This is a genomic window from Pseudoalteromonas sp. CNC9-20 (assembly GCF_022347875.1).
GTDB classification, from domain to species: domain Bacteria; phylum Pseudomonadota; class Gammaproteobacteria; order Enterobacterales; family Alteromonadaceae; genus Pseudoalteromonas; species Pseudoalteromonas ruthenica.
This window is the reverse complement of record NZ_JAKRFS010000003.1, coordinates 649,722-675,878: the sequence shown is the minus strand read 5'-3', so window position 1 is coordinate 675,878 and position 26,157 is coordinate 649,722. Positions and strand designations below refer to the sequence as shown.

Here is a 26,157-nt window from a genome sequence, read left to right as displayed (position 1 = left end):
CTGTGCTCCCTGTCTATTCAGCTTTAATTCAGTTGCTAAATTACCGTATTTTTGGCACAAAGCCAATAGTTACTGCACAACTTCAATGGGGTCAGATTCTTTGGCTTTACCCTGCATGATTGAAATCTCGACGCGGCGATTACGCTTACGATCTTCATCAGTTTCATTGGGCACTAATGGCCGCGTGTCTGCGCGCCCCACCACGACCATTCTACTTTTATCAAAGTCATCAACCTTTTGCATTTCACTGGCAACCGCGACTGCGCGCATCGCGCTCAGGTCCCAGTTGTTGGTATAGAGCTCATTAGAGACTTGGAAGTCATCGGTGTGCCCCGAGACAGTGATTTCCCCGGGTACATCTTTTAGTAATTCAGCAATATCTTGAATAATAGGCTTAAATTTTGGCTGTAAGAAAGCACTGCCGGAGGGAAAAGAGCCGTTTTCACGGATGCGAATAATTATTTGCTGCCCTAGAGATTCCAGTTCTATGGCGCCGTCAATAATTTGCTGTTCTAGCTGTTGTGCAATTTTCTTCACCAACTCATTAGTGCGCTCTTGGTCTGCTGCGGCGATGGCTTGCTGTTGCGACTGCTCATCGGCGGTACTGGCAGACTCCCCGCCGCGTTGATCCCCACGCTGCTCTTTACGACCGCCTGCGGAGTCTTCTTCCCCAGCTTGGAACTCCAGCATTTGCTGTGTCATTTCAACAGTCTGCTGTTGAATTGTTTCGATGGGCGTGGGGTCTGGGCGCCCCGGTTTAAATTCCATAGCTATGACACTGGTTCCTTTAGGTATGTCTTTTACTTCCAGTTTATTTTGCACACCAAAAGCAAACTTCATGGAACCAGCAATTTGCTTAAACTTGAGCACATCCATCTCGGAGAACGCCAACAGCAATACGAAGAAACACATCAGTAGCGACATCAAGTCTGCGAACGTGCCCATCCAAGCCGGTAATCCGGGAGGGGGGCATTTGCAGGGTTTTTCATCCGACATACTTACTCCTCGGTATCAACTTGGCGCTTGGACTCTGCCAGATAATTTTTCAGAATGCCTTCGATAACTTTGGGGTTTTGTCCGTCTTGAATACCTAAGATAGCGTCTAAGATCAGCCGTTGATTGAGCTCTTCTTCGTCTTTGCGCAGTTCTAACTTGGATTGGATAGGAATAGCTATCACATTGGCGAGAAACGCACCGTACAATGTGGTTAGTAGCGCCACCGCCATCGCGGGGCCAATCGCTTTGGGGTCATCCATGTTAGAGAGCATCGCCACCAACCCAATCAAGGTCCCGATCATACCCATTGCCGGGGCTATATCACCCAAGGCCTTAAATAGGCCAGCGCCTTGCTCATGGCGAGCGGTGGTTAACAAAATATCTTTTTGCAAAGTAGCACGAACTACATCGGCGTCATGGCCATCAACCAACATATCAATGCCTTTGCGCATAAACTTGTTGTTAATCTCTGCCTCTTCTAGCGCTAAAAAGCCCCCTTTACGAGCAGAGTCTGCCAGCTCTACAGCCTTCTCAATAAGCTCATCAGGTGATTCAATCTTAAACATGAAGGCCTTGCCGGCTACTTTCCCTATGGTGAAAAATTGCCCCATGGTGTAGTTAGCAAGCACGATAAAAAGAGAACCACCAAATACAATTAGCACCGAAGGAGTGTTATAGAACATGCCCACATCACCACCAAGCACCATAGACATGACAACGAAACCAATCGCGCCGAGAATACCTATTATGGTTGCTAAATCCACATGTCCTCCACCCACTTTTCTATTCAGCGCCTTCCCACTAAAGCCCTATATATGGCCAGGGAATATCAGACGTTATTATAATTACTCTTGAGATATCGGCAACTTGCTGAATTACTTGAATCATTTTTTTAAAATCGCGAAGCGACAATATTAAAACTAGCATGCCTACACAGCTTTGCCGTGAAAATCGCATCCATCTTTGACCTAGTCCACGATTCCCCCTAAAATTGGCGCTCTTATTAGGTGTAGTGAGTGACAAGGCCATGGCCCAAAAAAAACCAGAAAACCTAAGCTTTGAAGAAGCCATTAATGAATTAGGGCAAATTGTAACTGATATGGAGCAAGGAGAATTGTCTTTAGAGCAATCTTTAAAGCAATTTGAACGCGGTATTGGTCTGGCAAATGCATCGGCTCAAAAGCTTGATAACGCCCAGCAGAAAGTAAGCATGTTAATGAGCAACGACCTAAATGCTGAGCTCACCCCAATGGATGATCAAGAGTAGTCGCCCCTGTGAATTTAAAACATGCCTTAGCACAGGCACAACAGGATGTGCTACACACCCTACAGCGTTATTTTCAAACACAGCAACAAACACAGCCTCAATTATTGGCGGCAACGCAGTACTGTATTGAAAATGGTGGCAAGCGCTTGCGACCATTTTTAGTCTATGCTGTAGGTAATATGCTTGCAGCACATCAAGACGATCTTCACAAAGCCGCTGCAGCCATTGAGTGTATTCATAGTTACTCTCTGGTGCATGATGATTTACCGGCCATGGACGATGATGAATTACGGCGCGGTCGACCCACCTGCCATATCGCATTTGACGAGGCCCACGCTATTTTAGCTGGCGATACCTTGCAAACCATTGCCTTTGAGCTGCTCAGTAGCACTGACTTTGATATCGGCGCTAGCCAACAGTTAGCACTGATACGAAGTTTAAGCCAAGCTTCAGGGCTATTGGGTATGGTAGGCGGCCAAGCGCTCGATATCGCGGCCACCGATAAAGCGATTTCCTTAAGTGAACTTGAGCATATTCATCGTCTAAAAACCGGGGCATTGCTAAGCTGCGCCATTAAGCTGGGCTATTTGTGCTCCCCGAACGTAGAAAACAGCACACGTGCTGCATTAGACGATTACGGCCGTGCCATCGGCCTGGCTTTTCAAGTGCAAGATGATATTTTGGATGTTGAAGGAGATACCGCCACACTAGGAAAGCCGCAAGGCTCTGATGTGGCTGCAAATAAATCTACTTATCCTGCGCTTATGGGCCTTGATGGTGCCAAAGATAAGATGCAGCATTTGTATCAACAAGCTATTGATGCGGTGTGCCCGCTCCCATATGACACCCGTGTTCTCGAGCAACTCGCAGGCTATATCATCGCCAGAGATCATTAAAAATGACTACTGATGCGAAGGGCTGGTTTGATATACTTCAGCCATCGCAGTAAAGGATAAAACGACGCATGAATTTGGATAGTAGCAAGTATTCCTTATTACAACAGGTCAGCAAGCCTGAACAACTTCGCGAGCTACCGCAAGAGCGGTTAGGCGCGTTTAGCCACGAACTGCGGGACTACTTACTAAACTCCGTATCGCAAAGTAGCGGTCACTTTGCCTCTGGGCTCGGCACGGTTGAACTGACTGTTGCGCTGCACTATGTGTATAACACCCCGTTTGATCGCCTGATTTGGGATGTAGGCCACCAAGCCTATCCGCACAAACTGATCACCGGCCGCCGTGAACAAATGCACACTATTCGCCAAAAAGATGGATTACATCCGTTCCCTTATCGCGGAGAGAGTGAGTACGACACCTTTAGTGTCGGTCATTCGAGTACCTCCATCTCCGCCGCCCTAGGTATGGCTATTGCTGCGCAAAAAGAAGGCCAAGGCCGTAAAACCGTTGCCGTCATCGGCGATGGCGCTATCACTGCGGGCATGGCCTTTGAGGCGATGAACCACGCTGGCGATATTAATTCCGACATGTTAGTCATTTTAAATGACAACGAGATGTCTATTTCAGAAAATGTCGGCGCGTTAAATAATCATTTTGCGCGTATTCTCTCCGGTAGCTTTTACGCCAATATTCGTGAGGGCAGCAAAAAGCTCTTATCAGGGTTACCGCCAGTGAAAGAACTGGCTAGCCGTATGGAAGAGCACCTTAAAGGCATGGTTATACCGGGCACCTTCTTCGAAGAGCTTGGCTTTAATTATATCGGCCCAATCGATGGCCATGATGTCAACATGCTGGTCGACACCCTGCGCAATATGCGCAACCTCAAGGGTCCTCAGCTACTGCATATAAAAACCCAAAAGGGCAAGGGGTACAAGCCTGCTGAAGCCGATCCTATTGGTTACCATGCTGTGCCCAAGTTTGACCCGACCGTGACTAAATTACCCAAATCTAAGCCGGGCGCACCGACCTTTTCAAAAGTGTTCGGCGATTGGTTGTGTGATATGGCCAGCGTTGATGACAAATTGATGGCCATCACTCCGGCAATGCGCGAAGGCTCGGGCATGGTGCGCTTCTCTAAAGAGTATCCACAACAGTATTTTGATGTTGCCATTGCAGAGCAGCATGCGGTCACACTCGGTGCAGGGTTTGCGTGTGAAGGCCTAAATCCCGTAGTAGCAATTTATTCAACCTTCTTACAACGAGCCTACGATCAACTTATTCATGATGTAGCGCTACAGGAATTGCCTGTGCTCTTTGCCATTGATCGCGCTGGCGTGGTTGGCGCCGACGGGGAAACTCATCAGGGCACGTATGACTTAAGTTATTTACGCTGTATTCCTAATATGGTCATTATGGCGCCGGCTAACGCCAATGAATGCCGTAATATGCTCTATACCGGGCATCAGCTTAATAAACCCGCCGCCGTGCGTTACCCGCGTGGCAGTGCCGGCGACGGTGAGCTTGATAGCGAAATGCAACAATTACCCATTGGCAAGGGACGTGTTATTCGCAACGGCGAAAAAGTCGCAATACTGTCGTTTGGTACCTTGCTGGAGAATGCCCAACAAGCAGCAGAGCAGCTCAATGCCACCCTAGTTGATATGCGTTTTGTTAAACCTCTCGATCACCAGCTGATTGATAAGTTGGCAAGTGAGCATAATGCGCTTGTCACCTTGGAGGATAATGTTATCGCCGGTGGTGCAGGCTCAGCAGTAAGCGAGTACTTAGCGCAAAGCAAGCAGCTTAAGCCAGTTTTGCACCTTGGCCTACCGGATGTATTTATTAAGCATGGTACGCAGCAAGAAATGCATGCTGAGCTTGGCCTTGACGGCGACGGTATCACTCGCCAGATAAGTACGTGGTTAGATTAACACGCTCGCGAGTTGGATATTCGGTAATAAAAAAGGAGCCAAAGGCTCCTTTTTTATTTATTCACTTTCTTAACGCATCCAAATTTTAATGTCAGCTAAGCCGGTGCTTTGTAAGGTGGCTATTTGCGCATCTAAGTTCTCACTTTGCTCAAACTCAAAGGCATCCAACTGATCATCAAACTCAATATGCGCACAACCATCGCCGCCGCGCTTTTTCACCTGATGAAGGGCGATATCCGCTAAGTTCACCGATGTTTCCCAGCCGATCACTTGGCCGCCGAGTAAGGGCATCGGATAACAAGACCAGCCCAGCGACGCGCTAAGATTAATCTTTTTACCATTGGGGAGTTGAAAACTTTTCTCTGCGATGGATTTGCATAACTGGCGCGCAAACTGATTGACCTGATCAAGCTCGAAATCACGCAGCAATAACAAGAACTCATCACCGCTCCAGCGGGCCACATAGTCGGAGCCCTGCGTGCAGGAATTCAATAGAGTCGCCATTTGTTGTAAGCAACTATCGCCGCTCAGCGGTCCGTAGGCATCATTAATACGTGAAAATTTGTCGATATTTACTATCAACAGCACCAGAGCCCTGCCCTGCTCTTGTAATGAAGACGAATTACGCTGGTAATGCTCAATATCTTTAGGCAGCTGATCGAATAAGAAACGCCGGCTACGCAGTCCTGTCAGCTCGTCAGAGTGACTCACTAACTTCAGCTGTGAGTTCACCTGGTTAAGCTTATCATTGGCATCACGCAGCTCCATAGTGCGCTCTTCCACCAAACTCTCCAAGGCTGCTTGTTTGCGGCGTTCCTGGGCTCTAAACACCCACAGCAATAAATAGATAATAAAAAATAACCCGGAAACAATCAGCAACCGGAAATACACCGTTTCATCGAAGCGTTTCGGTACCTGAAACGCATAATGCGTGCTTGTGGCCTCTTCCCAACTGTCACTGGTGCGCTTGGCTTCAAGCTTAAAAGTAAATGGGCCAGGAGGTAAGTTAGTATAAATGGCTTCACGACGATTTTTAGCATAGCGCCAGTCGGTATCCAAGCCACTTAGCTGGTAACGAAACTCCACTTCAGCTGGGGCGTAAAAATCAATCGCTGTATAATTAATCGTTAAGTCGCGCTCATCGGTATCGAGCTCAGGGTTAACACCCAAGCCACCGGTATATAAAGTACGTCTGGGGGTGGCAATACTCTCCACTTGGGGCGCTAATTGGTCTTGGCCAAAGAGCTGCACATTTTTAGGGATTTCCACCACCCCTTGCAAACTCGGATACCAAATAGAGTCACCACTGTCAGCCACCGCGTCATGGCCTAAACCAGCACAACATTGACTGGCTTTACCATCGAGCTGGCGATCATACGAGGAAATCACCTGCTCTACTTGTAAGTTTCCAATTTCATCCGAGAATTGCTCCACCGGCATGCGGTAGACGCCTTTCATGGTGCTGACCCACACCCGCTGCAGGGCTTTATCATGATGCAGGCTAAAAATGGAGCCATAGGGTAAGCCATTGGATACATCAAGCTGGTGCCAGCGCCCTTGGGTACTGCGATAGAACAAGCCGTCATTTAACGAACCAACTAACGTCCCAACATCATCAATTTCTAAAATACTGGTGACATAAGCGCTTTCCAGCGCTGTAGAGTCGCCGATGCGCTCAATGCCTTTATCTGAGAATAAGTAACCGCCTTGGCTGGTACCAATTAAGCCGTATTTGCCTTTATCCAGCACGTAAGTAATAAACTTACTATCGAGTACAGCATTGTAGGTAAAGGGCGTTAACCCTCGATATCCCATGCGATACATACCCCGGCCAGTACCAAACCACAGTCCGCCAGCACTTGACTCACTGATAGCAAACACCGGGTTTTGCCGTAATTCTCGCGCATCGATGTTATATAGCTGCTCGTCTTCGAAGTACAACACACCGCGATCCGTGGCGATATACAACCGCTCACCAACAAAATGCAAATCGTGCACCGCACTGCGGCGTAATTTAGCCCGAGGCACGCGATTAATAAAATTATTATCTTGATCGAAATAACCAACGCCACTGCGATTAGCCACCCATAGCTGACCACTCGGTGATAAGGTAATGGCCATCACCGCTTCGGTCATACTCGAGAGTGCATTATGGCGCTCAACCCGACCCGCGTGGGCAAGCCAAAGACCCTCGCTGAAGCTCGCCAGCCAAATATTGTTTTGTTCATCGCGGTAAATATCGGAAAACCAGATGCTTTGATCCAGTGCTGCCGGCTCAACCCATTGCCACTCTTTAGAATTGTCGCGATACAGTAATCGCCCATAGGTTGAGATCCACAATGCGCCATCGGAGTCACTCATAAACTTATACACCGCCGCATTACTGGCGTTGGGTAAAGTAAATGGCCGTAGCTCATCATCGATGTCTAAGAAGTAAGCGCCTAACTCAGAGGCCAGGTACAGAGTGCCTTCTAGCCAGGCTAAGTCGTGGATAATGGTTTGTGCTAAACGATCAGGCAGGGTCACCCGCGCAGTTATTTTTAAACGCAAACGCGATGACGACGACGACATATTGGTTAAGCGCAGTAAGTAGTTTTCACTGACTAACCACACGCCTTGCGGTGCCAGTGCCATTTTACTGACCGAAATTTGGTTGATGGCAGTCAGGCGTCCCTGAATACGGCCGCTGCGTCGACGCTCGCTCTCGGGCAAATGAAAAGCGACCTGATTGCGCTCGATATAAAACAGTTCGTTGGCTGCCACCCAAATATTGCCTTTATCATCTTGCAATATATCGCGCACCGGGCCGCCAATACCAAACTCAAAGTAGTTCATTGAGTCAGGGTCAAGTACGGAAATGCCGCGCTTGGTGCCTATCCACAACAAACCTTCTTTATCAATCAATAACTTATTGATTGCATTACTATTGAGGAAGTTGCTATTTTGCTGGGTAAAGTTAGTGAAGTGGTCGCCATCAAAACGACTTAAACCAAATTGAGTGCCTACCCAAATATAGCCTTTGTTATCTTGGGTGACACTTTTGAGGGATTGTGAAGGCAGACCATTTCGGGTATTCCATTGCTTAACCACATAATCCGTGATTGATGCCGACGCCAAGTGCGAAGCAAAAACTGCCCACACCAATACTAGTGACTGAAAAAACCGCTGCAATGTCACACCCAGACTCAAATCTTATATTCCTGGCAAATAACCTACTTTAATTAACGCTTGGAGGCAAATTAGCGAGCATATACCGGCGAGAATATCATCTGCCATAATCCCAAGCCCACCATGCAGACGCTTATCAAGCATACGGATTGGTCCGGGCTTGGCAATATCGAAAAACCGAAACAGGGCAAAGCCCACCACTAAGGTCTGCCAGTTAATCGCCGCTCCTATCATGGTAATATAAAACCCTGCCACTTCGTCCCAAACAATAGCCGGATGGTCATGCACACCCAAGTCATCTGCGGTTTTACCACAGGCCCACACACCCACAGTGCATAGCATGAGTGCCATTGCTGCCTGCACCCACAGTGGCATACCCCAGGTCATAAAAATAAAAGGAATTGCCGCAAAGGTGCCCACTGTACCTGGGGCTTTGGGACTTAAACCTAAGCCAAAGCCTAGGCCTAGAAACTGATGACCGCGACGTAGATTAAATAAGCTTGTAGTGATCACGCGTCACCCTGTATAAAATGTTCAAAGCCCACTTGGGCGACATCGAGTTTATCTTCACCGTTGAGTACCTCGACCTTCCCCTCGCCACCCCGAATTTGGCCAATGCACACAGCCTCGATACCATACTGACTCAAACGATTGTCCAGCATCGCTTTGTGGTTCTCGGGTACCGTGTAAAGCAACTCGTAGTCATCGCCATAGCCAAGCACATAAGGCCATTTCGCCTCGCCTTCAATGCTCTGACGAAAGGCTTCTGACGTTGGAATTTTATCGGCATGAATGGTGGCACTGACCAAAGACATATCTAAAATATGTTGTAAATCGGCCAAAAGCCCATCGGAGATATCAATGGCAGAGCTGGCGTAGCCACGTAAGACCTGTCCCGCTGCCACCCGGGGCGTCGGATACTCCAATTTAGTGGTCAGCTTCTTCAGCCATTCAGGGGCAATATCTAGGTGTTGTTTGCGCGCTTCGATAGCCAGGCCCGCATCACCCAACGGTCCGGTAACATAAATCCAATCGCCGGGTTTAGCACCGCCGCGTGTTAACGCTTTGCCGGTAGGTACCGTGCCTTTGGCGCATACGGTAACAGTAAGTGGGCCTTGCGTAGTATCACCACCAATGATTTGCACGTTGAAATATTCTGCTATTTCATGCATGCCTGCGGTGAACTCTTCTAACCATTCTACTTCGGCTTTCGGTAAGGTAAGCGCCACAGATACCCACGCAGGCTCGGCGCCCATTGCAGCAAGGTCACTGAGGTTAACAGCGATAGCTCGGTGACCCAAAGCGCGCGGTGACATATCTTCAAAAAAGTGCACACCAGCCACCATGGTGTCAGTGGTAATGGCTAATTGGCTGTTTTCCGGAATACTCACCAACGCGCAGTCATCACCTATGCCAAGATTCACATCCCGGCGTGTGATCCCTCGGCCTTTAAAGTATCGGTTTATTAATTCAAATTCTTGCATACACAAAAAAGCCGGCCTCAGCCGGCTCTCCTTGTTAAAGGTGCTTAGCTATTACGTAGCTGCTTAATGGCTTTATCAAGCACACCATTAACGAATTTATGACTGTCATCGGCACCAAACATTTTCGCCAGCTCAATGCCTTCATTGATGGCCACTTTGTATGGCACGTCATCTCGGAATTTAAGCTCATACGCACAAAGTCGTAAAATGGCTTTTTCTACCATATCAATTTCTTCGTACGGACGCGTCAAATGCGGAGCTAAGACTTCGTCTAGTTGTTTTGAGTTAACGACAACACCGCGCGCTAGGTCTTTAAAATACTCTACATCGACCTTAGTCACGTCATTCTCGATTAACATGTTTTGTTCGATATCAGCAATAGCGTTACCGCTCATTTGCCAAGAGTAAACGGCCTGTAAGGCCAATATGCGCGCTTTGCGTCTCGCTGCTGGTTTCACTGTGAACCCTTAAATTTTGTCTAAAACATTAACCATTTCTAGGGCACCTAATGCAGCTTCGCCGCCTTTGTTACCCATTTTTGTACCGGCACGCTCAATGGCCTGCTCTATGCTTTCAGTCGTTAATACGCCAAAAGCAACCGGTACATCATACTCAAGCGATACCTGCGCCAAGCCTTTATTCGACTCACCGGCAACTAAATCAAAGTGCGGAGTGCCGCCACGAATAATCACGCCCAAGGCGATGATAGCATCGAACTCACCTTTGGCGGCAATGCGCTTGGCAGCAAGAGGTAACTCAACCGCACCCGGCACATACACCACGGTAATATCATCATCGCTGACGTTACCTGTACGCTTTAGCTCATCGACTGCGCCGTCCAATAAACTGCGACCAATGTAGTCGTTAAAACGCGAAATCACGATGGCAAATTTTTTGCCCGGTGCAAACTTGTTACCTTCAATAATTTTCATCTGTAAACCTTAATTGATTCTGCCAAGGCGTGATGCCGGCGAAATGCGGATATCGCAAAATTGCCGCGCATCATAGCATAATTGAAAAAAAATAGCTGCTTATTCTGGCTGTACGTAGTCAACCACCTCAAGGTGGAAACCTGACAGCGCATGATACTTCTTCGGCATGCTCATTAAGCGCATTTTGGTGATGCCTAAATCCGCTAAGATTTGCGAGCCGATGCCCACGGTGCGCGATGTTCCCTGGATTTTACGGTGGTTGGCACTTTCGCCAGCATCTTCCAAAGCAAAGGCCTTAACCATAGCTTCGATATCTTCACTGCGCTCTTGCTTACCAAGGATAACCAACACACCATCATGTTCGGCGATATAGGCCATGGCGTTAGACAATGTCCAACTGCGGTCCGCGCCTCGATCGGAAAGTAAAATATCGTTAAAGGTGCTTTGTAAATGCACCCGCACTAAGGTTGGGTCGCTGATATCACCTTTGATCATCGCATAGTGCAGCTGACCATCGATGGTGTCTTTGTAGGTAACTAGATCAAACTCACCGTACTGTGTTGGTAGTTTACACTTCGCCACTTGCTCGATGGTGGTTTCGTTAAGATTACGGTACTCGATTAAATCGGCAATAGTGCCCATTTTTATGCCATGCTCTTTAGCAAAGACTTCGAGTTGCGGACGACGCGCCATGGTGCCATCGGGGTTCAGGATTTCGACGATAACCGAGGACGGCTCAAGGCCCGCAAGGCGTGCTAAATCGCAGCCAGCCTCAGTATGCCCTGCACGTGTCAGTACGCCGCCAGGCTGTGCCATAATGGGGAAAATATGCCCCGGCTGGACGATGTCTTCTGGCACTGCTCCTTTGGCAACAGCGGCTTGTACCGTGCGGGCACGATCTGCGGCCGAAATACCGGTGGTCACCCCTTTTGCCGCTTCAATGGATAAGGTAAAGTTGGTTGAGAATTGCGCGCCATTATTACTGACCATTAAAGGCAGTGCTAATTGTTCACAACGCGCCTGGGTAAGCGTCAAGCAAATAAGGCCTCGGCCATAGGTGGCCATGAAATTAATGGCATCGGCGCTGATGTGTTCGGCGGCGATAATGAGATCGCCTTCGTTTTCACGATCTTCATCATCCATGAGGATAACCATCTTGCCATTTTTAATGTCGTCGATGATCTCCGCTGCGGTGTTTAAACTCATATCTTGCCCATTATCGTTTATTTTATAAATCCAGCTTGCGCCAGCAAGCTCTCGGAAACTGAGGATTGAGGCTGCTCAGCCTTGGCGCCATTAATTAGGCGCTCTAAATAGCGAGCTATTTGGTCAACCTCAAGGTTAACCTGGGTGCCCACTTGAAAATCTGCAATCGTGGTTTGCTCTAAAGTGTGGGGCACAATGGTCAGCTTAAAGCGGCTACCGTGAACCTCGTTGACGGTCAAACTGGCACCATCAATACACACTGAACCTTTATAGGGAATATACTTCATCAGTTCGGCGTCGGTTTGCAGCCAATACTCAATAGCGCGGGCGCTGCTACGCACATCAACCACTTCGGCAATGCCGTCTACGTGCCCAGAAACCAAATGACCCCCTAACCTTGATAATGGCTGCAGCGCCTTTTCAAGATTAACACGTTGGCCTTGCTGGTAATGCGCAAAGCGTGTGAGTGATAAGGTTTCGCGCGATACGTCGGCACTGAACCCATCACTGAATTTTTGTGTCACCGTAAGGCAAACGCCATTCGTGGCAATGCTGTCACCCAAGGCGACATCGTCCATGTTGAGACTATCGCTGCTGACGCGCACTTTTAAATCGCCATCAACAAAAGTGAGTGAACTCAAGGTTCCGGTTGCTTCTATAATGCCTGTAAACATGGCTATTCCACTGCTCTTTTATCTAGGGTAAGGCGCACATCTTCGCCTATGGGGCGCATATCGCTAAATTGCATCTGTTCAATGTCGTTCATATCGGCAAATGGACCTATGTTCACCAGCCCTTTGGCACCTTGGCCCATAAGTTTAGGGGCTAAATAAACCACATAGCGGTCAATAAGCCGCTGCTTCGCAAAGGCTCCCGCTAGGGTCGCGCCTCCTTCAAGCCACAGCGAATTAATATCATCTGCAGCCAGTTGCGTGAGTAACGCGGCTAAATCTACATGGCCATCGTTATCCCCGGCCACATACAACTCGGTTACATTGTTGGGCCATTGCTGCACTTTATCAAGCGCAGGTGCTGTGCGTGAGCGCACGATAATAATCTTACCGGGTGTTTGCATTAACGCTAAATCGGGTGTGAGCCGGTAGCGACTGTCGATAATCACCCGCACCGGTTGGCGCACTTGCGCCAGCGGGTAATCGGCAAGTTGCTGTTCGCTTAGGCGCACATTTAATTGCGCATTGTCGCTTATTACCGTATCGGCACCCGAGACAATGGCGCAATGTTGCGCTCGCAGGCTATGCACATCCGCACGGGCGTCACTGCAGGTAATCCATTTACTTTGGCCATTGCCGAGCGCCGTTTTGCCATCAATGCTGGCTGCTAGTTTGCAGGTGACAAACGGGCGCTGAGTACGCATACGTTTTAAAAAGCCCGTATTAAGCGCTTCGGCTTGGGCACCGAGCAAACCATACTCGACGTCGATGCCAGCGGCCTCAAGCATCGCCATGCCCCGGCCACTGACTTGCGGATTAGGGTCTTGCATAGCACACACTACTTTAGCAACTTTGGCGGCTATCAAGGCGCCAGCACAAGGGCCGGTACGGCCGGTATGGCTGCACGGCTCTAAGGTTACATATGCGGTGGCTCCCTCGGCATTTTCTGCAGCGGCATTTAAGGCATGAATTTCTGCGTGCGGCGTCCCCGCCTGAATGTGAAAGCCTTCGCCAATCACCTTATCATCTTTAACCAACACGCAGCCCACATTCGGATTGGGGGTGGTGGTAAAACGCCCCTGCCAGGCTAAGGCAATAGCGCGGCGCATAAAGTGCTCATCTTGTGCGCTGAAGCTCATATTAATCCCCTAGACGGGCGATTTCTTCGCCAAATTCGCGGATATCTTCAAACGAGCGGTACACCGATGCAAAGCGCACATAGGCCACTTTATCCAGTCCTTTCAGCGCTTCCATAATACACTCGCCAATAAGCAAAGAGCTGACCTCTCGCTCACCGGTAGCTCGAATTTGCGATTTGATTTGATGCACCACCTCATCAACCTGCTCGGTTTTCACCGGCCGCCTTTCTAAGGCACGATGTAAGCCGTTAAGGAGCTTATCTTCGTTGAATGGTTCGCGTGAGCCATCCCGTTTAATCACGCGCGGCATCACCAACTCGGCGCCTTCAAAAGTAGTGAAACGTTCATGGCAATCAATGCATTCGCGACGGCGTCGAACCTGATGGCCGCCGCCCACTAATCGGGAGTCGATAACCTTGGTATCTTTGGCGCTGCAAAAAGGACAATGCATAGTGACTGGGGTTCCTGTAGAAAACAAAAAGGCCGCTATTTTTGCGGCCTTTATCATACACAAATGTTTGCCTAATGGCTATTTAGTGCAGCTTAGGCATACACTGGAAACTTAGCACAGATTGCTTTCACTTGCTCTTTCACTTTTGCCTGAACATCAGTGCTTTCGATGTTATCAAGTACATCGCAGATCCAGCCAGCAAGTTCTTTCGCTTCTGCTTCTTTGAAGCCACGGCGAGTAATTGCTGGTGAACCCAGGCGTAAACCAGAAGTGACAAACGGTGAACGTGGGTCATTCGGTACTGAGTTCTTATTCACCGTGATATTGGCGTTACCGAGTGCTGCATCAGCATCTTTACCGGTAATGTCTTTATCGATTAAATCAAGCAGGAATAGGTGGTTGTCCGTTTTTCCTGATACCACTTTATAACCGCGCTCTTGTAACACTGATACCATTGCTTGTGCGTTAGCCACAACCTGTTGCTGGTATGCTTTAAATTCTGGCTGTAGCGCTTCTTTGAAAGCCACCGCTTTGGCTGCAATAACGTGACACAGTGGGCCACCTTGACCGCCTGGGAAAACCGCGCTGTTAAGCTTCTTATAAATATCTTCATCACCACAATTAGAGATGATCAAACCGCCGCGTGGACCCGCTAGCGTTTTATGCGTGGTGGTGGTGATCACATGTGCGTAAGGCACTGGGCTTGGGTACACACCGGCAGCGATAAGGCCAGCTACGTGTGCCATATCTACAAATAAGTAAGCACCGACTTTATCGGCAATCTCGCGGAAACGCTGCCAATCAACGATACCAGAATAAGCTGAGAAACCACCAATGATCATCTTTGGCTTGTGCTCAAGGGCAAGGGCTTCAACTTGATCGTAATCGATTTCTCCGGTTTGCTCATTCAAACCATATTGAATGGCATTGTAGGTTTTGCCTGAGAAGTTTACATGTGCACCATGAGTTAAGTGACCGCCATGAGCTAAGCTCATGCCTAGTACAGTGTCGTGTGGCTGAAGTAGCGCTTGAAACACTGCGGCGTTAGCTTGCGAGCCGGCATGCGGTTGCACGTTTGCATACTCAGTGCCAAACAGCTCGTTAGCACGGTCAATCGCCAGTTGCTCAACAACGTCGACGTGCTCACAACCACCGTAGTAGCGTTTGCCCGGATAGCCTTCGGCATATTTATTGGTAAGCTGTGAGCCCTGCGCTTCAAGTACGCGTGGACTACAGTAGTTTTCCGAGGCAATAAGCTCAATATGCTCTTCTTGACGAGAAATCTCATCGCCCATCGCTTTGGCAAGTTCTGGATCAAAGTCTGCAATGTTCATGCTACGTTCTAACATGCTGTCTCCTAGGTGCAACGTAATTGTCGATTTGAAAGGTGTTATTGTACGCGCAAACCGCGCATTTGCCTATCAAGGATGTGTGAGCTTATTTAAACAAGGATTGAATTTTTTTCACAGCCCTAAAAGAATGATATTTTTAAATCCAAAACATAATAAAAATAAATAAAAAATCACTATTTTATTTTTATTGCTAATGAAAAAATCGGCTTTTCAGTATCAGTGCCGGTAACTTGTCACTATGATCAATAAGCCGCCCAGCAATCACATGGATCACCCCTTGGTGGTTTTCTATTACCCCTTTCACTTCCAATAAACGTGCGGTTAGAAAGGCTTGTTGCTGGGCCTTCGCCGTTGCCTGCCACACCACGACATTGGTGTTGCCGGTTTCATCTTCCAAGGTTAGAAATGTCACCCCGGCGGCACTGCCTGGTGATTGCCGTCCAGTGACCAAGCCAGCAATAGTGACACTGGCGCCACTGCGACAAAGACGCAATTGCTGGGCGGTTTTTGCGTGCTGTAATCCCCCTTCGGCGCGTAAATAACACAGTGGGTGCGCGCCCATATTGACCCCCATACTGGCATAATCTTCTAGGGTATCCTGTAACTTACTTGGCGGTGCTAATGGCAATGCATCGCTCTGTTCACCAAAGAGCGGTAACCGCTGTTGTTTGTCGATAATCTGCCAGCGGCTATTAAAGCGGTCTTGCGCTATGCTCGCGAGTGCATTGCAGCTCGCTAACGCTTCTAATTCTACCTCGCGCAAGCCGCTTTGATACAGCTCACTGACGCTGCGATATCCGGCTATTGGCCGTTGTTTAACGAGCTGTTGCGCACTTTGCTGACGAAACCCTTTAACGCATCGCAGCCCTAAGCGTATCGCGAAGTTTTGCCCTTGGCGTACCAGCTGGTGCTCCCACACTGAGGTATTAATATCAACGGGCAACACCGTAACCCGATGACGTCGCGCGTCCTGCATGAGCTGGTCCAACGAATAAAAACCCATGGGTAAGCTGTTTGCTAAGGCACAGAAAAACGCACTCGGGTAATAATATTTTAAGTAAGCAGAGACATAGGCCAGCACCGCAAAGCTCGCCGAATGCGACTCGGGAAAGCCATATTCGCCAAAACCACAAATTTGTTGATAGATACGCTCAGCAAATTGCTGCTCGTACCCGCGCGCTAACATGCCAGTGATGAGTTTACGTTTAAACTGAGTCAGCTCGCCATCACGTTTCCATTTAGCCATGGCCCGACGTAGCTGGTCGGCTTCACCGCCACTGAAGCCTGCAGCGACCATGGCAATTTTAATCACTTGTTCTTGAAATATCGGCACCCCTAAAGTGCGCTTAAGGACTTGCTCAACTTCTTTAGAGGGGTAAGCAATGGTCTCTGTGCCATCACGGCGTTTTAGAAACGGGTGTACCATATCCCCCTGAATGGGCCCAGGGCGTACAATGGCAATTTGAATCACTAAGTCGTAGTAACACCGTGGTTTAAGCCTTGGCAACATGCTCATTTGTGCGCGCGATTCAATTTGGAATACCCCGACGGTATCGGCGCGTTGTAACATCGCAAACACCTGAGGATCATCGCCGAGGCGGGTAATATCGGCAATGCTGATACGGTGTTGGTAATGTTGCGCCAGTAACTTGAAGCAGCGGTGAATAGCACTGAGCATACCCAAGGCAAGTACATCGACTTTTAATAAGGCGAGGCTTTCAAGGTCATCTTTATCCCACTGAATCACGGTGCGCTCGGCCATTGCCGCATTTTCCACTGGCACTAGCTCATGCAGCGGACCTTGCGAGATCACAAAGCCACCCACATGCTGGGATAAATGCCGAGGAAAGCCGCGAATTTCATCCACTAAGCGGAAAAAATGTTGGTTAATGGCCACATCCGGGTCAAGGCCAAGCTTTATCAGTTGCGCCTGCCATTGCTCGCTGCCATGGCGATGATTCAGCTGCTTAATATAGTAATCCAGTTGTGTTTCACTGAACCCTAACGCCTTACCAACATCACGAATGGCACTTTTCAAACGATAGGTGATCACCGTTGCAGCTAAAGCAGCTCGCTGCCGCCCATATTTGCGGTAAATATATTGAAACACTTCTTCTCGGCGCTGGTGTTCGAAGTCGACGTCAATATCCGGGGGCTCATTGCGCTCCTTGGAAATAAAGCGTTCAAACAAGACATCGATTTGTCGAGGATCTACCGCCGTGATCTCCAAACAATAGCACACTACGGAGTTGGCCGCCGAGCCTCGCCCTTGATAAAGAATATCGCGACTTTTGGCAAAGCACACAATATCGTAGATAGTTAAAAAAAAGGGCTCATATTGCTGCTCGCTAATCAGCTTGAGTTCTTTATCTATTTGCGCTTGCAGGTGTGCCGGTGGGGGCCCGCCAAAGCGTTTGTTCGCGCCTTCGGATACCAAGGCACGCAAGTGCTCGCTAGCACTTAATCCCTTAGGTACTAGCTCATGTGGGTATTGATAGCTGAGCTCATCGAGATTGAAAGTACAGGCTTGGCTAATATGCACTGTTGCTGCGAGTTGCGCTGGCGAAAACAGCTTGGCTAACTTAGCTTTTGGTCGCAGTGCGCGCTCCGCGTTGGTGAGTAAGGCCGCGCCTAGCTCGGGGACCGATTTCCCGGCGGCAATGGCGCTGAGCACATGCTGCAACGGCAAACGTTCGGCGCTATGCATCAGTGCCCCACCAACGGCCACAGTCGTTAGCTGATGGTGTTGCGCTAAGGCCTCGATATAAGTCAAATACTCGGGTTCAAAGCTGCTTAGATGACGCTGTACGCCAATGTAAAGGTGGTTGTTATAGTGGCGCTTAAGCCACTTTCCCCAGTGTAGGTCATGTTCACTCAACACCTGCCCCTGGCCTTGGGGCAGCCAAATAAGTATACAGCCTTGCAGAGTTTTTAAATCCCACTCACTGAGCTGATAATGACCTTTGGCAGTGCGCCGACGGGCGTTAGTGATCACCCGACATAGCTGGCTGTAGGCTTTTTTGGTTGGGCACAGGGCAATAAAATGTAAGTGTTGATAATGAAAAGAGCTACCCACGATTAAACGCAGCGGCAGTTGCTGCTCTTTAATATGACTATGCGCCCGCACCACTGCGGCAACCGAGCATTCATCACACAAAGCCAAAGCCTGATACCCCAGCTCACATGCTTGCGCCACCAGCTCTTCGGGGTGCGAAGCACCACTGAGAAAACTAAAGTTACTCTGACAAAAGAGCTCACTGTATTGCATGGCACTCATTAGGCAAAGTACCCCTGTACAAACCAACCCTGATGCTTGTCTTTGAACAACCAACATAATTGCCCTTGGGCATTTTCACCAATGTAATAGTCACGTTCAATTAATTGCTGTTGCCACCAATGGCTTTGTATCCGCTCTGGGCCGCGTAATAAACAAACCTGCTCGCTAAGCACTTGTGGTTCCAGTAAAAAATTAGGCCGCAGTGGGGCTGTTTTTTTACTGGAGCTAGAGGTGCTATAGCTGTGTAAAGGGCTCTCCTTCACTTGCGTATACTCAGGGATATGCGCATTGGTGCAATGCAAGTGATAACAATGTTGCGCCCCTAAGCGCGCGTGTAATACCCCTAGCAACTGCTGTTTTGCCAACCCTTGCTGGCGCTTATCAAATAAGTTTTGGCTTTCACCTAAAGCATCACTGAATTGCTCACATGTTAATTGCACGGCAATAACGGGGGCATCCAAGCTGAGGGTCTCAAGCTTAACTTGAACTAAAGTTAACCAAGGCACTAACTGCCCTTGTGGTGCCACACTATGAACCGTAAACAGCTGTGTGGGTAATTCGCGAAAATAAAAGCTAAACTGCAGCTTCTGGGTGTGCAATTGCATTTGCCGTAAATAAGCACATAAATGCTCACATAGGGTGGTCATCACCGGGAGTAAACGCTCGCTCTCGTCTATTTCAAAATTCAGCTCTTGCAAGCGCTGAAAGTACTGACTAGGTTGGTAAAAGCGATAGTAGCGCCCTTTTTTTGGTAAACGCACATGCCCTAGCTGCCCCTGCAAACGGGTTATGTAGTCCAATAATTCATAGGGAAAGCGTTGGCGTAGCTCGGCCTTAGGCAGCGCTAATAGCTGCCCAATCGTATTCAAGCCTAAGCGCGCCAATTGATGGTGGTATTGGCTACTTATACGCAACGCACTCACTGGCAACTGTTCCAAGCGGTGCTGTGCCGTAGCGGGGCTGTCAGTGATCATCTCAGTGCCCGCACGCGCTAACACTTCCGCCGCTTCAATACTCGGTGCACAACCATAGCGATAGTGTTGCAACCACTGCCTAAATACCCCTTGCAGCGCCTCAAATAGCTGCTCAATATCAGGATAGAGCATCCGCATACTGTGGGTCGCAAAAATTAAGCAGTCACTCCCACATAGAATAATATCGCCAGTACGCTGATAACAATGCTGCGCTATTTGTTGTAATAGCTGGCGCTCAAGCTGTTCATCATAGGCAAACACAGCCAATGTATTGCACAGGGCCGCCGCACTAGCGAGCCCCATCCCCGGCTTAATGCCAGTCTGTTGTGCTGGCGGGTTACTTTGCACCACCTTATCTTTGCACACTAAAATAGCCGGCTCAGTCAGTGCCCGACATTGCAATTGCAAATCACAAAAGTGCACAGCCAAGAACATCAGCCTACCTCAACATGCTGTAACGGCTCATCATCGCCTCCCTTGAAAGCCTGATGAAGGTCGCTGTAATGTAAAAAAGGCCATAGCTGAGTGCGCCTTAGGTGTACTTCGCCACTGGCAAAACGCCCTTGTTGGCGCAATAGGCGCACGGTTAAACCACTGTCAGTGGGCAAGATATGCACACTCAGCTGTACTGGCAGTGAGCAAGGCTGGGTGCTATAACTGAGCAAGACCAGCACCGCTTGCGATTGCTGACAGGCTAAGTTAAAACGCCGAACTTGGGTAAAGGATAGGCCTTCCTGCCATAACCATATTAAGGCACAACTGCTGCTACGAGCACATTGCTCTGCCGCCCACAGCGCCTCACTGTCACTTTTTGGTCGTAAAATAACGACGCGCTCGCTGGCTATCTGCAACTGGGCAAGCCAATGGGCACAAGGTTCTGCCGGGGGGTTAATAAGGATAATTAAACCCGATTGCTGCGCGCTTAGTAGCGCTTGCAGTAACCTAAATTCACCGATTGCCGGCTGGCTAAAAACACTGATCACCCCAGCATCAGGCCAACCGCCTTGCAATAAAGCATCAAGCTCAGAAAACCCTGTTGGTGTGTATGTTAACGGGCACGACCCTGCCTGTTCGCTCTGTGCTTTTGCATTGAAAATTAACCCTTGATGCTGCATTGAGGCTAATGTTGAATTCATAACCACCACCCAAAACACTGTTTATTTATACAGTATATACGATTTAAAAACAGCTCCCCAAGTTGTTTTCAATAAGTATTTATAACGGCTTGTAATAACGGAGCTTTTAGTTCAGTTTCTAAGCGGTAAATGGCATAGTAGCTATTTACACGAAGGGCCATGCTCTCCATGATTGGCAACAGCTCGACAGCAATAGTAGTGAGTTCTGCTATCACTCTAGACTTACTGCGTGGCAGTGATGCAGCAGCGCTCTACCATGCGGTAGAGCAGAGCCGCGAACATCTATCGCGCTCAATGCCGTGGGAGCGCAATATCGTTGATAATGCCAGTGCCAAACACTACATTACGCAGCGCCTTAACAGCCCGTTGCCAGGCGCCAAATGGTTCGCTATTTACTTTCATAGTGAATTTGCTGGGGTATTCGCTATCAAGCATATAGACCCTCATACCCAAGTCTGTGAATTAGGTTACTGGTTAGCGAATATAGTGCGGGGACACAGAGTCATAGACAGTATCTTGGCTTGCATCATTCCCTACTTGAGGGCGCGAGAAGATGTGCACTTCGTACACTTTCACTGCTTGGAAGACAACCTCGCTAGCATCAACATTGCGCAGCGCGCAGGGGCGGTGTTAAAGACGAGAATAGCCAATCAACTGGGTGTCGCTAAGGACACCCAGTATATGTGCATTTATCAGCTCGCGATAAAGGTCCGCACCTAATGTACTGCGTCGCGTTGGCGACTATGTGCTTGCTGTTCACTGTTATTCACTACCGTACAGAGCTGCTCGATGCCATCGAGCAGGCGCAAGCTATAACGGTGCAGTAAATCAGCATTAATGCTATTGATATGATTATGTTTTACGGCGGGGATCGTGGTCCATTGCTGCCAATTAATGGCACTGTTATCAGCCCCTTTTTCGTCGGCCATAACAATGACATCCGGCGCACTTAGCAGCACATTTTCAACACTGATTTGTGGATAATCAGCGCGGCTATCGGCAAACACGTTGTCACCACCACACAGCTCGATTGCTTTACCGATCAGCGTATTATTATTCACCGTCATCATGGGTTTTGGCCACAACTGATAAAACACCTTTTTACGATGTTGTGAAGCACTTTGGTATTGCTCTTTTAGGCGTTGATAGCGCTGCTCAAATTGAGCAGCAACTTGTTCTGCTTCTATTGCGTGGCCGGTAAGTTCGCCAATCGCACGGATCTCTTTGGCGATATCTAATGGCCCTTCCACTTGACTGACTAGCAGCGGCACACCTAGGCGCTTCAATGCTTCGATGTCTTTGGCTTTGTTACCACTTTGCCACACCACCACTAAGGTTGGTTGTAATGCCAATACCTTTTCAATTTGAATGCCATAATAGCCACCAATACGGGGGATATCCTGAGCTGCCTGCGGGTAGTCTGCGTGCTCAACGGTCGCGACGATGTGTTCGCCGGCGCCAATAGCATAAAGGTTTTCCACAATATGAGGAGCAAGAGCAATAATGCGCTGCTCACTGTGGCCATAGCTATTAAGGCTGGTACACAGCATCAATAGCAACATCAAGATACGCATTAGTAATCAAACCCCGCACGCGCTTTAATGCCAGCCTCAAACGCATGTTTTACATTACGAACCTCACTGACGGTATCGGCCAGTTCAGTTAAACGTCGATGAGCACCTCGCCCAGTAATAATCACTGATTGCATGGGTGGGCGGTTTTGTAGTGCAACGAGCACCTCATCAAGATCTAAATAATCATAGGTGATCATATAGGTAAGCTCGTCGAGCAACACCAAGTCGATGCTGCTATCTTGTAAATAAACCTTAGCTTGCTGCCAAGTTTGCTGTGCTGCCTGGGTATCCGCTTCACGGTTTTGCGTCTCCCACGTAAAGCCTGTTTCCATCACCGCAAAAGGCACCCCTACCTGAGCTAATAAGTTGCGCTCACCGCACTCCCACAAGCCTTTAATAAATTGTACCACCGCCGCTTTTTGGCCATGACCAACACAGCGGGCAACGGTACCAAAGCCAGATGTTGACTTCCCCTTCCCGTTGCCTGTGATCACTTGTAACACTCCCTGTTCGGTTTGCGCTTCGGCAATACGTGCATCCACTTCACTTTTCACTTTTTGCTGACGTTTTTTATGTTGTTCGTTTTTATCCGCCATTTACAACTCCATGATTGTATTAACCTTTATGGTCAAGTACGGGTTACTGAACACAGCCTCTAAGAGAGCGATATACTCAATCTGTTACTCTATTCGTCGGCGCTTATGACCTATAACACAGCTTCTTGTTTACACCCTTTTGAGCCAAAAGCAGGTGAAATATATCACTGTATTACAAAAACGAGTAATCACTCATGCTCAGTATACGCTAGTGGTAGGGTAATAAAACAGGGACTTCGGTCATGCACGCTTTTGCACATCAACCACATACACCGAGCTGTAGCGATGACTCCGCTATGGATGGCAGTGTAGCTGGGCTATTTGCACACCAACAACAAAAAAGTTTACTCAAACAAAAACTTACAACGTCACCCATCCACCTAGAGTGTGATGCACTTAACGCCTTAGTCGTCGATACAGCACGCCAAATTATCACTCCACATAGTTTTGACCGAGATGCTGTTAGTAAGCAGTTAAACTCGTTATTTACACACTTTAGCGCTTTATACGAGCAAGCGGAACTTACCGCCAATGAACGCCGGCAGCAGTTTATCCATCAGCATGGACTGGTGATGGCACCTAACTATTGTATTCATACTATCAAAGATACGTTGCGTGTTAGTCGCTATTTGCGTGCCATAGATAAAGCGGTAACCGCGCTTTTAGATGACGAGCAAGGACAACTGCATATCGCTTACCCTGCTTGCGGTCCTTTTGCTCCTTTATTAGTGCCCTTATTAAGTTATTACCAAAGCCAGGGTATTGATGGTCGTCGATTACGCGTCACTTTTATCGATATACAACCCGGCGCTATCAAGACTCTGCATCACCTACTTGCCCAGTTAGGGCTACAAGAATACGTGCACCAGCTATATTGCGGCGATGCCTGCCAGTACAACGCGCCTATGTTATTTGATCTTGTGGTGGTTGAGGCAATGCAGCATGGCTTTAGCCGCGAGGGTCACCTAGCGATTGCTCGCCATTTTGCCAAGCAGCTGAGCCACACTGGCTACCTTATCCCCGAACGAATAGATATTCATGCCATGCTTAATGTGGCTCAACGGGAATACGTAGAGCAGTGGCAGCAGCACGGTTTAACGCCACAGGAACAGCACCAATTGCAAGCCGAGGTTGCCAGTGAGCGCACCGAGCTGGGACAAATCATGAGCCTAACCGCTGACAGTTTAAAAGCGATGGCCCCCCAACATATTAATGAGCAGCAACAACTCATTGAAGGAGCAACGCTGCGCATCCCTCATCTGCCTGATAAGGCCGATAAGCAAACCCTTAGTTTATACACCGATATCTCCCTATTCGCTGGAGAAACACTGAATTTGTATGAATCTGGGATCACTCACCCACTGCCTGACTTATCTGTTTGTATTAACTTTGAACCTAAAGACCGTCATCCCGATGATACCGTGGCGCAATCAGGCGATGAGCTCAAATTTTATTATTGCCTCAATGGCTTACCTGGATTCCTAGTGACTAAGGTACATCACCATGACTAAGCCGCGCATTGTCATCTACGCCAGCTCCTTGTTTGCTTGGCCTTGTATTGAGAAACTACAGCAAACGGGGCAACTGGTGGGCGTGATAACCCCAGATCCGAGTCAATATCAGCAAGGCAAAGAAGCGCTTTTGTTATTGTTAAATACCCTAGCAACTAACAACATTGCTTTTGAAGCTGTGTGTAAAGAAAAGCTCCACCTGATCCCCAGCCATCTTTCGCATTTTACGGCAGACTTAGCGCTGGTCATGGGCTTTCGCTATCGCTTACCTTCCCCCGTATTGAGCCATTATCCCCGTGGCATCATCAACTGCCACGCCTCCAAACTTCCAGAGTACGCTGGACGCGACCCTATCTATTGGCAAATACGTAATCAAGAAACACACAGCGCACTGACTTGGCACCATATGAGTGAACAGCTTGATAGTGGTCAAGTAGTACTGCAAGAGCCCGTGATGATTTCCGCTGAAGACACCTATGCCAGCCTAACCCAACGATTCGCATATTTAGCGTTACATTCATTAGACGCTCTTCTTAATGAGCTCGGAAATAGCCAGCAGCAGCATGTCACCTCAGTGTCGGCATTAGCGCTGCCCCCGCCTCATATTGACCTTGATTTTGGCCAGTTTGGTGCGGGTCAAATTGATGCGCTTACGCGAGCAAGCAATGGTCATTTTGGTCGTGTGCTATGCAAAGCTAAAGGAATGCATATTGAAGTTATTCAAGCCACGGCTGTCGATTACCCAAATTACGGTGTCGCTCCTGGCACTGTAGTGATGATATCTCAAGAGCATGGACTCGTGGTAAGCAGTCAAAGTGGCTGTGTGCGTTTGGATATTCTCGCCTGCGAGCTTGGCGTCCTCAGTGGCGAACGTCTTGCGCACCTTATTCATTTAGATGCCGGTGAGCGTCTAAACAACTCAGAATTCTTACAACAGCAAGCATAAGGAATACCACAATGGAAGCATTTTTAGGACAAATTCAACCTTTTGGCTTTAATTTTGCCCCTCGCGGCTGGGCACTGTGTGCTGGGCAGCTCCTGTCTATCAGTTCAAACACCGCGTTATTTTCTTTACTCGGCACTAACTACGGTGGTGACGGCCGTACCACTTATGGTTTGCCAGATTTACGTGGGCGCACGGCTGTGGGCGAAGGCAATCACCCTGGAAGCCAGTTTAACTGGAAAATGGGCGATACCAGGGGCGCGGAAACCCATACTCTTACTCCTGTAGAGCTACCATCGCATAGTGCCACAGCATCACTGTCTGGGGTAACGGGCACCCTAGCTGCGACCACTGTAGAGGGCACTTCTGCATCACCGCAGGACGGCTTTATATTAGCAACCGCTCTGCCCGGTAGCTCTCCTGCGGACCAGCCTGAAAAAATCTATGCTCCCGCGAATAGCGGCAGTAACGTTAGCTTAGCGGGTGTGTCTTTAAATGGCACGGCTACTGTAATGAGCCCTGGTGGTGATCGAAGCTTTAATATTCTGCAACCTACCTTGGGGGTGAATTACTCTATCGCTGAAGTAGGCATTTTCCCATCTAGGAACTAAACTTGACAGAAAACAAGGACTATTCAGGCAATATTAAGCTAA

At 48.6% G+C, this 26,157-nt stretch carries 24 protein-coding genes; 7 read left to right on the top strand and 17 right to left on the bottom strand.

Annotation, left to right across the window (positions count from 1 at the left end; genetic code table 11):
- Nucleotides 1–69: 69 nt before the first annotated feature.
- Complete coding sequence (locus tag MHM89_RS10185; protein ID WP_026110915.1) at nucleotides 70–996, bottom strand: flagellar motor protein MotB; 927 nt, start codon at nucleotides 994–996, stop codon at nucleotides 70–72.
- 2 nt (nucleotides 997–998) lie between these two features.
- Nucleotides 999–1,760, bottom strand: coding sequence for a flagellar motor protein PomA (gene pomA / locus MHM89_RS10180; protein ID WP_022943545.1), 762 nt, complete (start codon nucleotides 1,758–1,760; stop codon nucleotides 999–1,001).
- A 263-nt stretch (nucleotides 1,761–2,023) separates the two neighbouring features.
- Here pomA and MHM89_RS10175 point away from each other — a divergent pair, with 263 nt between their 5' ends.
- From MHM89_RS10175 to dxs, 3 genes are all read left to right on the top strand, one after another.
- On the top strand, nucleotides 2,024–2,263 hold the full coding sequence (locus MHM89_RS10175) for an exodeoxyribonuclease VII small subunit (protein WP_022943546.1): 240 nt from the start codon (nucleotides 2,024–2,026) through the stop codon (nucleotides 2,261–2,263).
- A gap of 8 nt (nucleotides 2,264–2,271) precedes the next feature.
- Nucleotides 2,272–3,159 carry a (2E,6E)-farnesyl diphosphate synthase gene (ispA, locus tag MHM89_RS10170; protein WP_045980528.1) on the top strand — a complete coding sequence of 296 codons (888 nt, stop codon included), beginning with the start codon at nucleotides 2,272–2,274 and terminating at the stop codon, nucleotides 3,157–3,159.
- 68 nt (nucleotides 3,160–3,227) lie between these two features.
- Nucleotides 3,228–5,090 (top strand): 1-deoxy-D-xylulose-5-phosphate synthase, encoded by a 1,863-nt coding sequence (gene dxs / locus MHM89_RS10165; protein WP_239408723.1) that lies wholly within the window; start codon nucleotides 3,228–3,230, stop codon nucleotides 5,088–5,090.
- A 69-nt stretch (nucleotides 5,091–5,159) separates the two neighbouring features.
- On the opposite strand, the gene MHM89_RS10160 is transcribed toward dxs, so the two are convergent.
- The 13 genes from MHM89_RS10160 to MHM89_RS10100 form a co-directional block, all read right to left on the bottom strand.
- Nucleotides 5,160–8,231, bottom strand: a complete 3,072-nt coding sequence (locus MHM89_RS10160) for a diguanylate cyclase (protein WP_235419442.1) — start codon at nucleotides 8,229–8,231, stop codon at nucleotides 5,160–5,162.
- Nucleotides 8,232–8,282: 51 nt separating this feature from the next.
- On the bottom strand, nucleotides 8,283–8,771 hold the full coding sequence (locus tag MHM89_RS10155; protein WP_022943550.1) for a phosphatidylglycerophosphatase A: 489 nt from the start codon (nucleotides 8,769–8,771) through the stop codon (nucleotides 8,283–8,285).
- Nucleotides 8,768–9,742: a thiamine-phosphate kinase gene (gene thiL, locus MHM89_RS10150; RefSeq protein ID WP_022943551.1), complete on the bottom strand. Its 975-nt coding sequence runs from the start codon at nucleotides 9,740–9,742 to the stop codon at nucleotides 8,768–8,770. Before thiL ends, MHM89_RS10155 begins: the two co-directional genes overlap by 4 nt.
- 44 nt (nucleotides 9,743–9,786) lie before the next feature.
- Nucleotides 9,787–10,200 carry a transcription antitermination factor NusB gene (gene nusB / locus MHM89_RS10145; RefSeq protein ID WP_239408722.1) on the bottom strand — a complete coding sequence of 138 codons (414 nt, stop codon included), beginning with the start codon at nucleotides 10,198–10,200 and terminating at the stop codon, nucleotides 9,787–9,789.
- A 9-nt stretch (nucleotides 10,201–10,209) separates the two neighbouring features.
- Nucleotides 10,210–10,674: a 6,7-dimethyl-8-ribityllumazine synthase gene (gene ribE / locus MHM89_RS10140; protein ID WP_022943553.1), complete on the bottom strand. Its 465-nt coding sequence runs from the start codon at nucleotides 10,672–10,674 to the stop codon at nucleotides 10,210–10,212.
- Nucleotides 10,675–10,773: 99 nt separating this feature from the next.
- Complete coding sequence (gene ribBA / locus MHM89_RS10135; RefSeq protein WP_138509829.1) at nucleotides 10,774–11,880, bottom strand: bifunctional 3,4-dihydroxy-2-butanone-4-phosphate synthase/GTP cyclohydrolase II; 1,107 nt, start codon at nucleotides 11,878–11,880, stop codon at nucleotides 10,774–10,776.
- 17 nt (nucleotides 11,881–11,897) lie between these two features.
- Nucleotides 11,898–12,554, bottom strand: coding sequence for a riboflavin synthase (locus MHM89_RS10130; protein ID WP_239408721.1), 657 nt, complete (start codon nucleotides 12,552–12,554; stop codon nucleotides 11,898–11,900).
- A gap of 2 nt (nucleotides 12,555–12,556) precedes the next feature.
- Nucleotides 12,557–13,690 (bottom strand): bifunctional diaminohydroxyphosphoribosylaminopyrimidine deaminase/5-amino-6-(5-phosphoribosylamino)uracil reductase RibD, encoded by a 1,134-nt coding sequence (ribD, locus tag MHM89_RS10125; protein WP_239408720.1) that lies wholly within the window; start codon nucleotides 13,688–13,690, stop codon nucleotides 12,557–12,559.
- A 1-nt stretch (nucleotide 13,691) separates the two neighbouring features.
- Nucleotides 13,692–14,141, bottom strand: coding sequence for a transcriptional regulator NrdR (nrdR, locus tag MHM89_RS10120; RefSeq protein WP_026111229.1), 450 nt, complete (start codon nucleotides 14,139–14,141; stop codon nucleotides 13,692–13,694).
- 92 nt (nucleotides 14,142–14,233) lie between these two features.
- Nucleotides 14,234–15,490, bottom strand: a complete 1,257-nt coding sequence (gene glyA, locus MHM89_RS10115; RefSeq protein ID WP_239408719.1) for a serine hydroxymethyltransferase — start codon at nucleotides 15,488–15,490, stop codon at nucleotides 14,234–14,236.
- Nucleotides 15,491–15,683: 193 nt separating this feature from the next.
- Entirely contained in the window at nucleotides 15,684–18,761 is a 3,078-nt protein-coding gene (locus MHM89_RS10110) for an error-prone DNA polymerase (protein ID WP_239408735.1), read from the bottom strand.
- 8 nt (nucleotides 18,762–18,769) lie between these two features.
- Nucleotides 18,770–20,179: a DNA polymerase Y family protein gene (locus tag MHM89_RS10105; RefSeq protein ID WP_239408718.1), complete on the bottom strand. Its 1,410-nt coding sequence runs from the start codon at nucleotides 20,177–20,179 to the stop codon at nucleotides 18,770–18,772.
- Nucleotides 20,179–20,880: a hypothetical protein gene (locus MHM89_RS10100; RefSeq protein WP_239408717.1), complete on the bottom strand. Its 702-nt coding sequence runs from the start codon at nucleotides 20,878–20,880 to the stop codon at nucleotides 20,179–20,181. Before MHM89_RS10100 ends, MHM89_RS10105 begins: the two co-directional genes overlap by 1 nt.
- Nucleotides 20,881–21,078: 198 nt before the next feature.
- Here MHM89_RS10100 and MHM89_RS10095 point away from each other — a divergent pair, with 198 nt between their 5' ends.
- Entirely contained in the window at nucleotides 21,079–21,600 is a 522-nt protein-coding gene (locus MHM89_RS10095) for a GNAT family N-acetyltransferase (protein WP_239408716.1), read from the top strand.
- Here the strand turns inward: MHM89_RS10095 and MHM89_RS10090 are convergent.
- Together MHM89_RS10090 and cobO are read right to left on the bottom strand one after the other, a co-directional pair.
- Complete coding sequence (locus tag MHM89_RS10090) at nucleotides 21,597–22,454, bottom strand: cobalamin-binding protein (protein ID WP_239408715.1); 858 nt, start codon at nucleotides 22,452–22,454, stop codon at nucleotides 21,597–21,599. The genes MHM89_RS10095 and MHM89_RS10090 overlap by 4 nt on opposite strands.
- Entirely contained in the window at nucleotides 22,454–23,050 is a 597-nt protein-coding gene (gene cobO, locus MHM89_RS10085; RefSeq protein WP_022945778.1) for a cob(I)yrinic acid a,c-diamide adenosyltransferase, read from the bottom strand. Before cobO ends, MHM89_RS10090 begins: the two co-directional genes overlap by 1 nt.
- A 242-nt stretch (nucleotides 23,051–23,292) precedes the next feature.
- On the opposite strand from cobO, the gene MHM89_RS10080 reads away from it, so the two are divergent.
- Genes MHM89_RS10080 through MHM89_RS10070 form a run of 3 tightly spaced genes read left to right on the top strand, consistent with a single transcriptional unit; the run spans nucleotide 23,293 to nucleotide 26,115 of the window.
- On the top strand, nucleotides 23,293–24,561 hold the full coding sequence (locus MHM89_RS10080; protein ID WP_239408714.1) for a hypothetical protein: 1,269 nt from the start codon (nucleotides 23,293–23,295) through the stop codon (nucleotides 24,559–24,561).
- Nucleotides 24,554–25,507 (top strand): formyltransferase family protein, encoded by a 954-nt coding sequence (locus MHM89_RS10075; protein WP_239408713.1) that lies wholly within the window; start codon nucleotides 24,554–24,556, stop codon nucleotides 25,505–25,507. The genes MHM89_RS10080 and MHM89_RS10075 overlap by 8 nt, the downstream gene beginning before the upstream one ends.
- Before the next feature lie 11 nt (nucleotides 25,508–25,518).
- Nucleotides 25,519–26,115 (top strand): tail fiber protein, encoded by a 597-nt coding sequence (locus MHM89_RS10070; protein ID WP_151173095.1) that lies wholly within the window; start codon nucleotides 25,519–25,521, stop codon nucleotides 26,113–26,115.
- The last annotated feature ends 42 nt before the right edge of the window (nucleotides 26,116–26,157 follow it).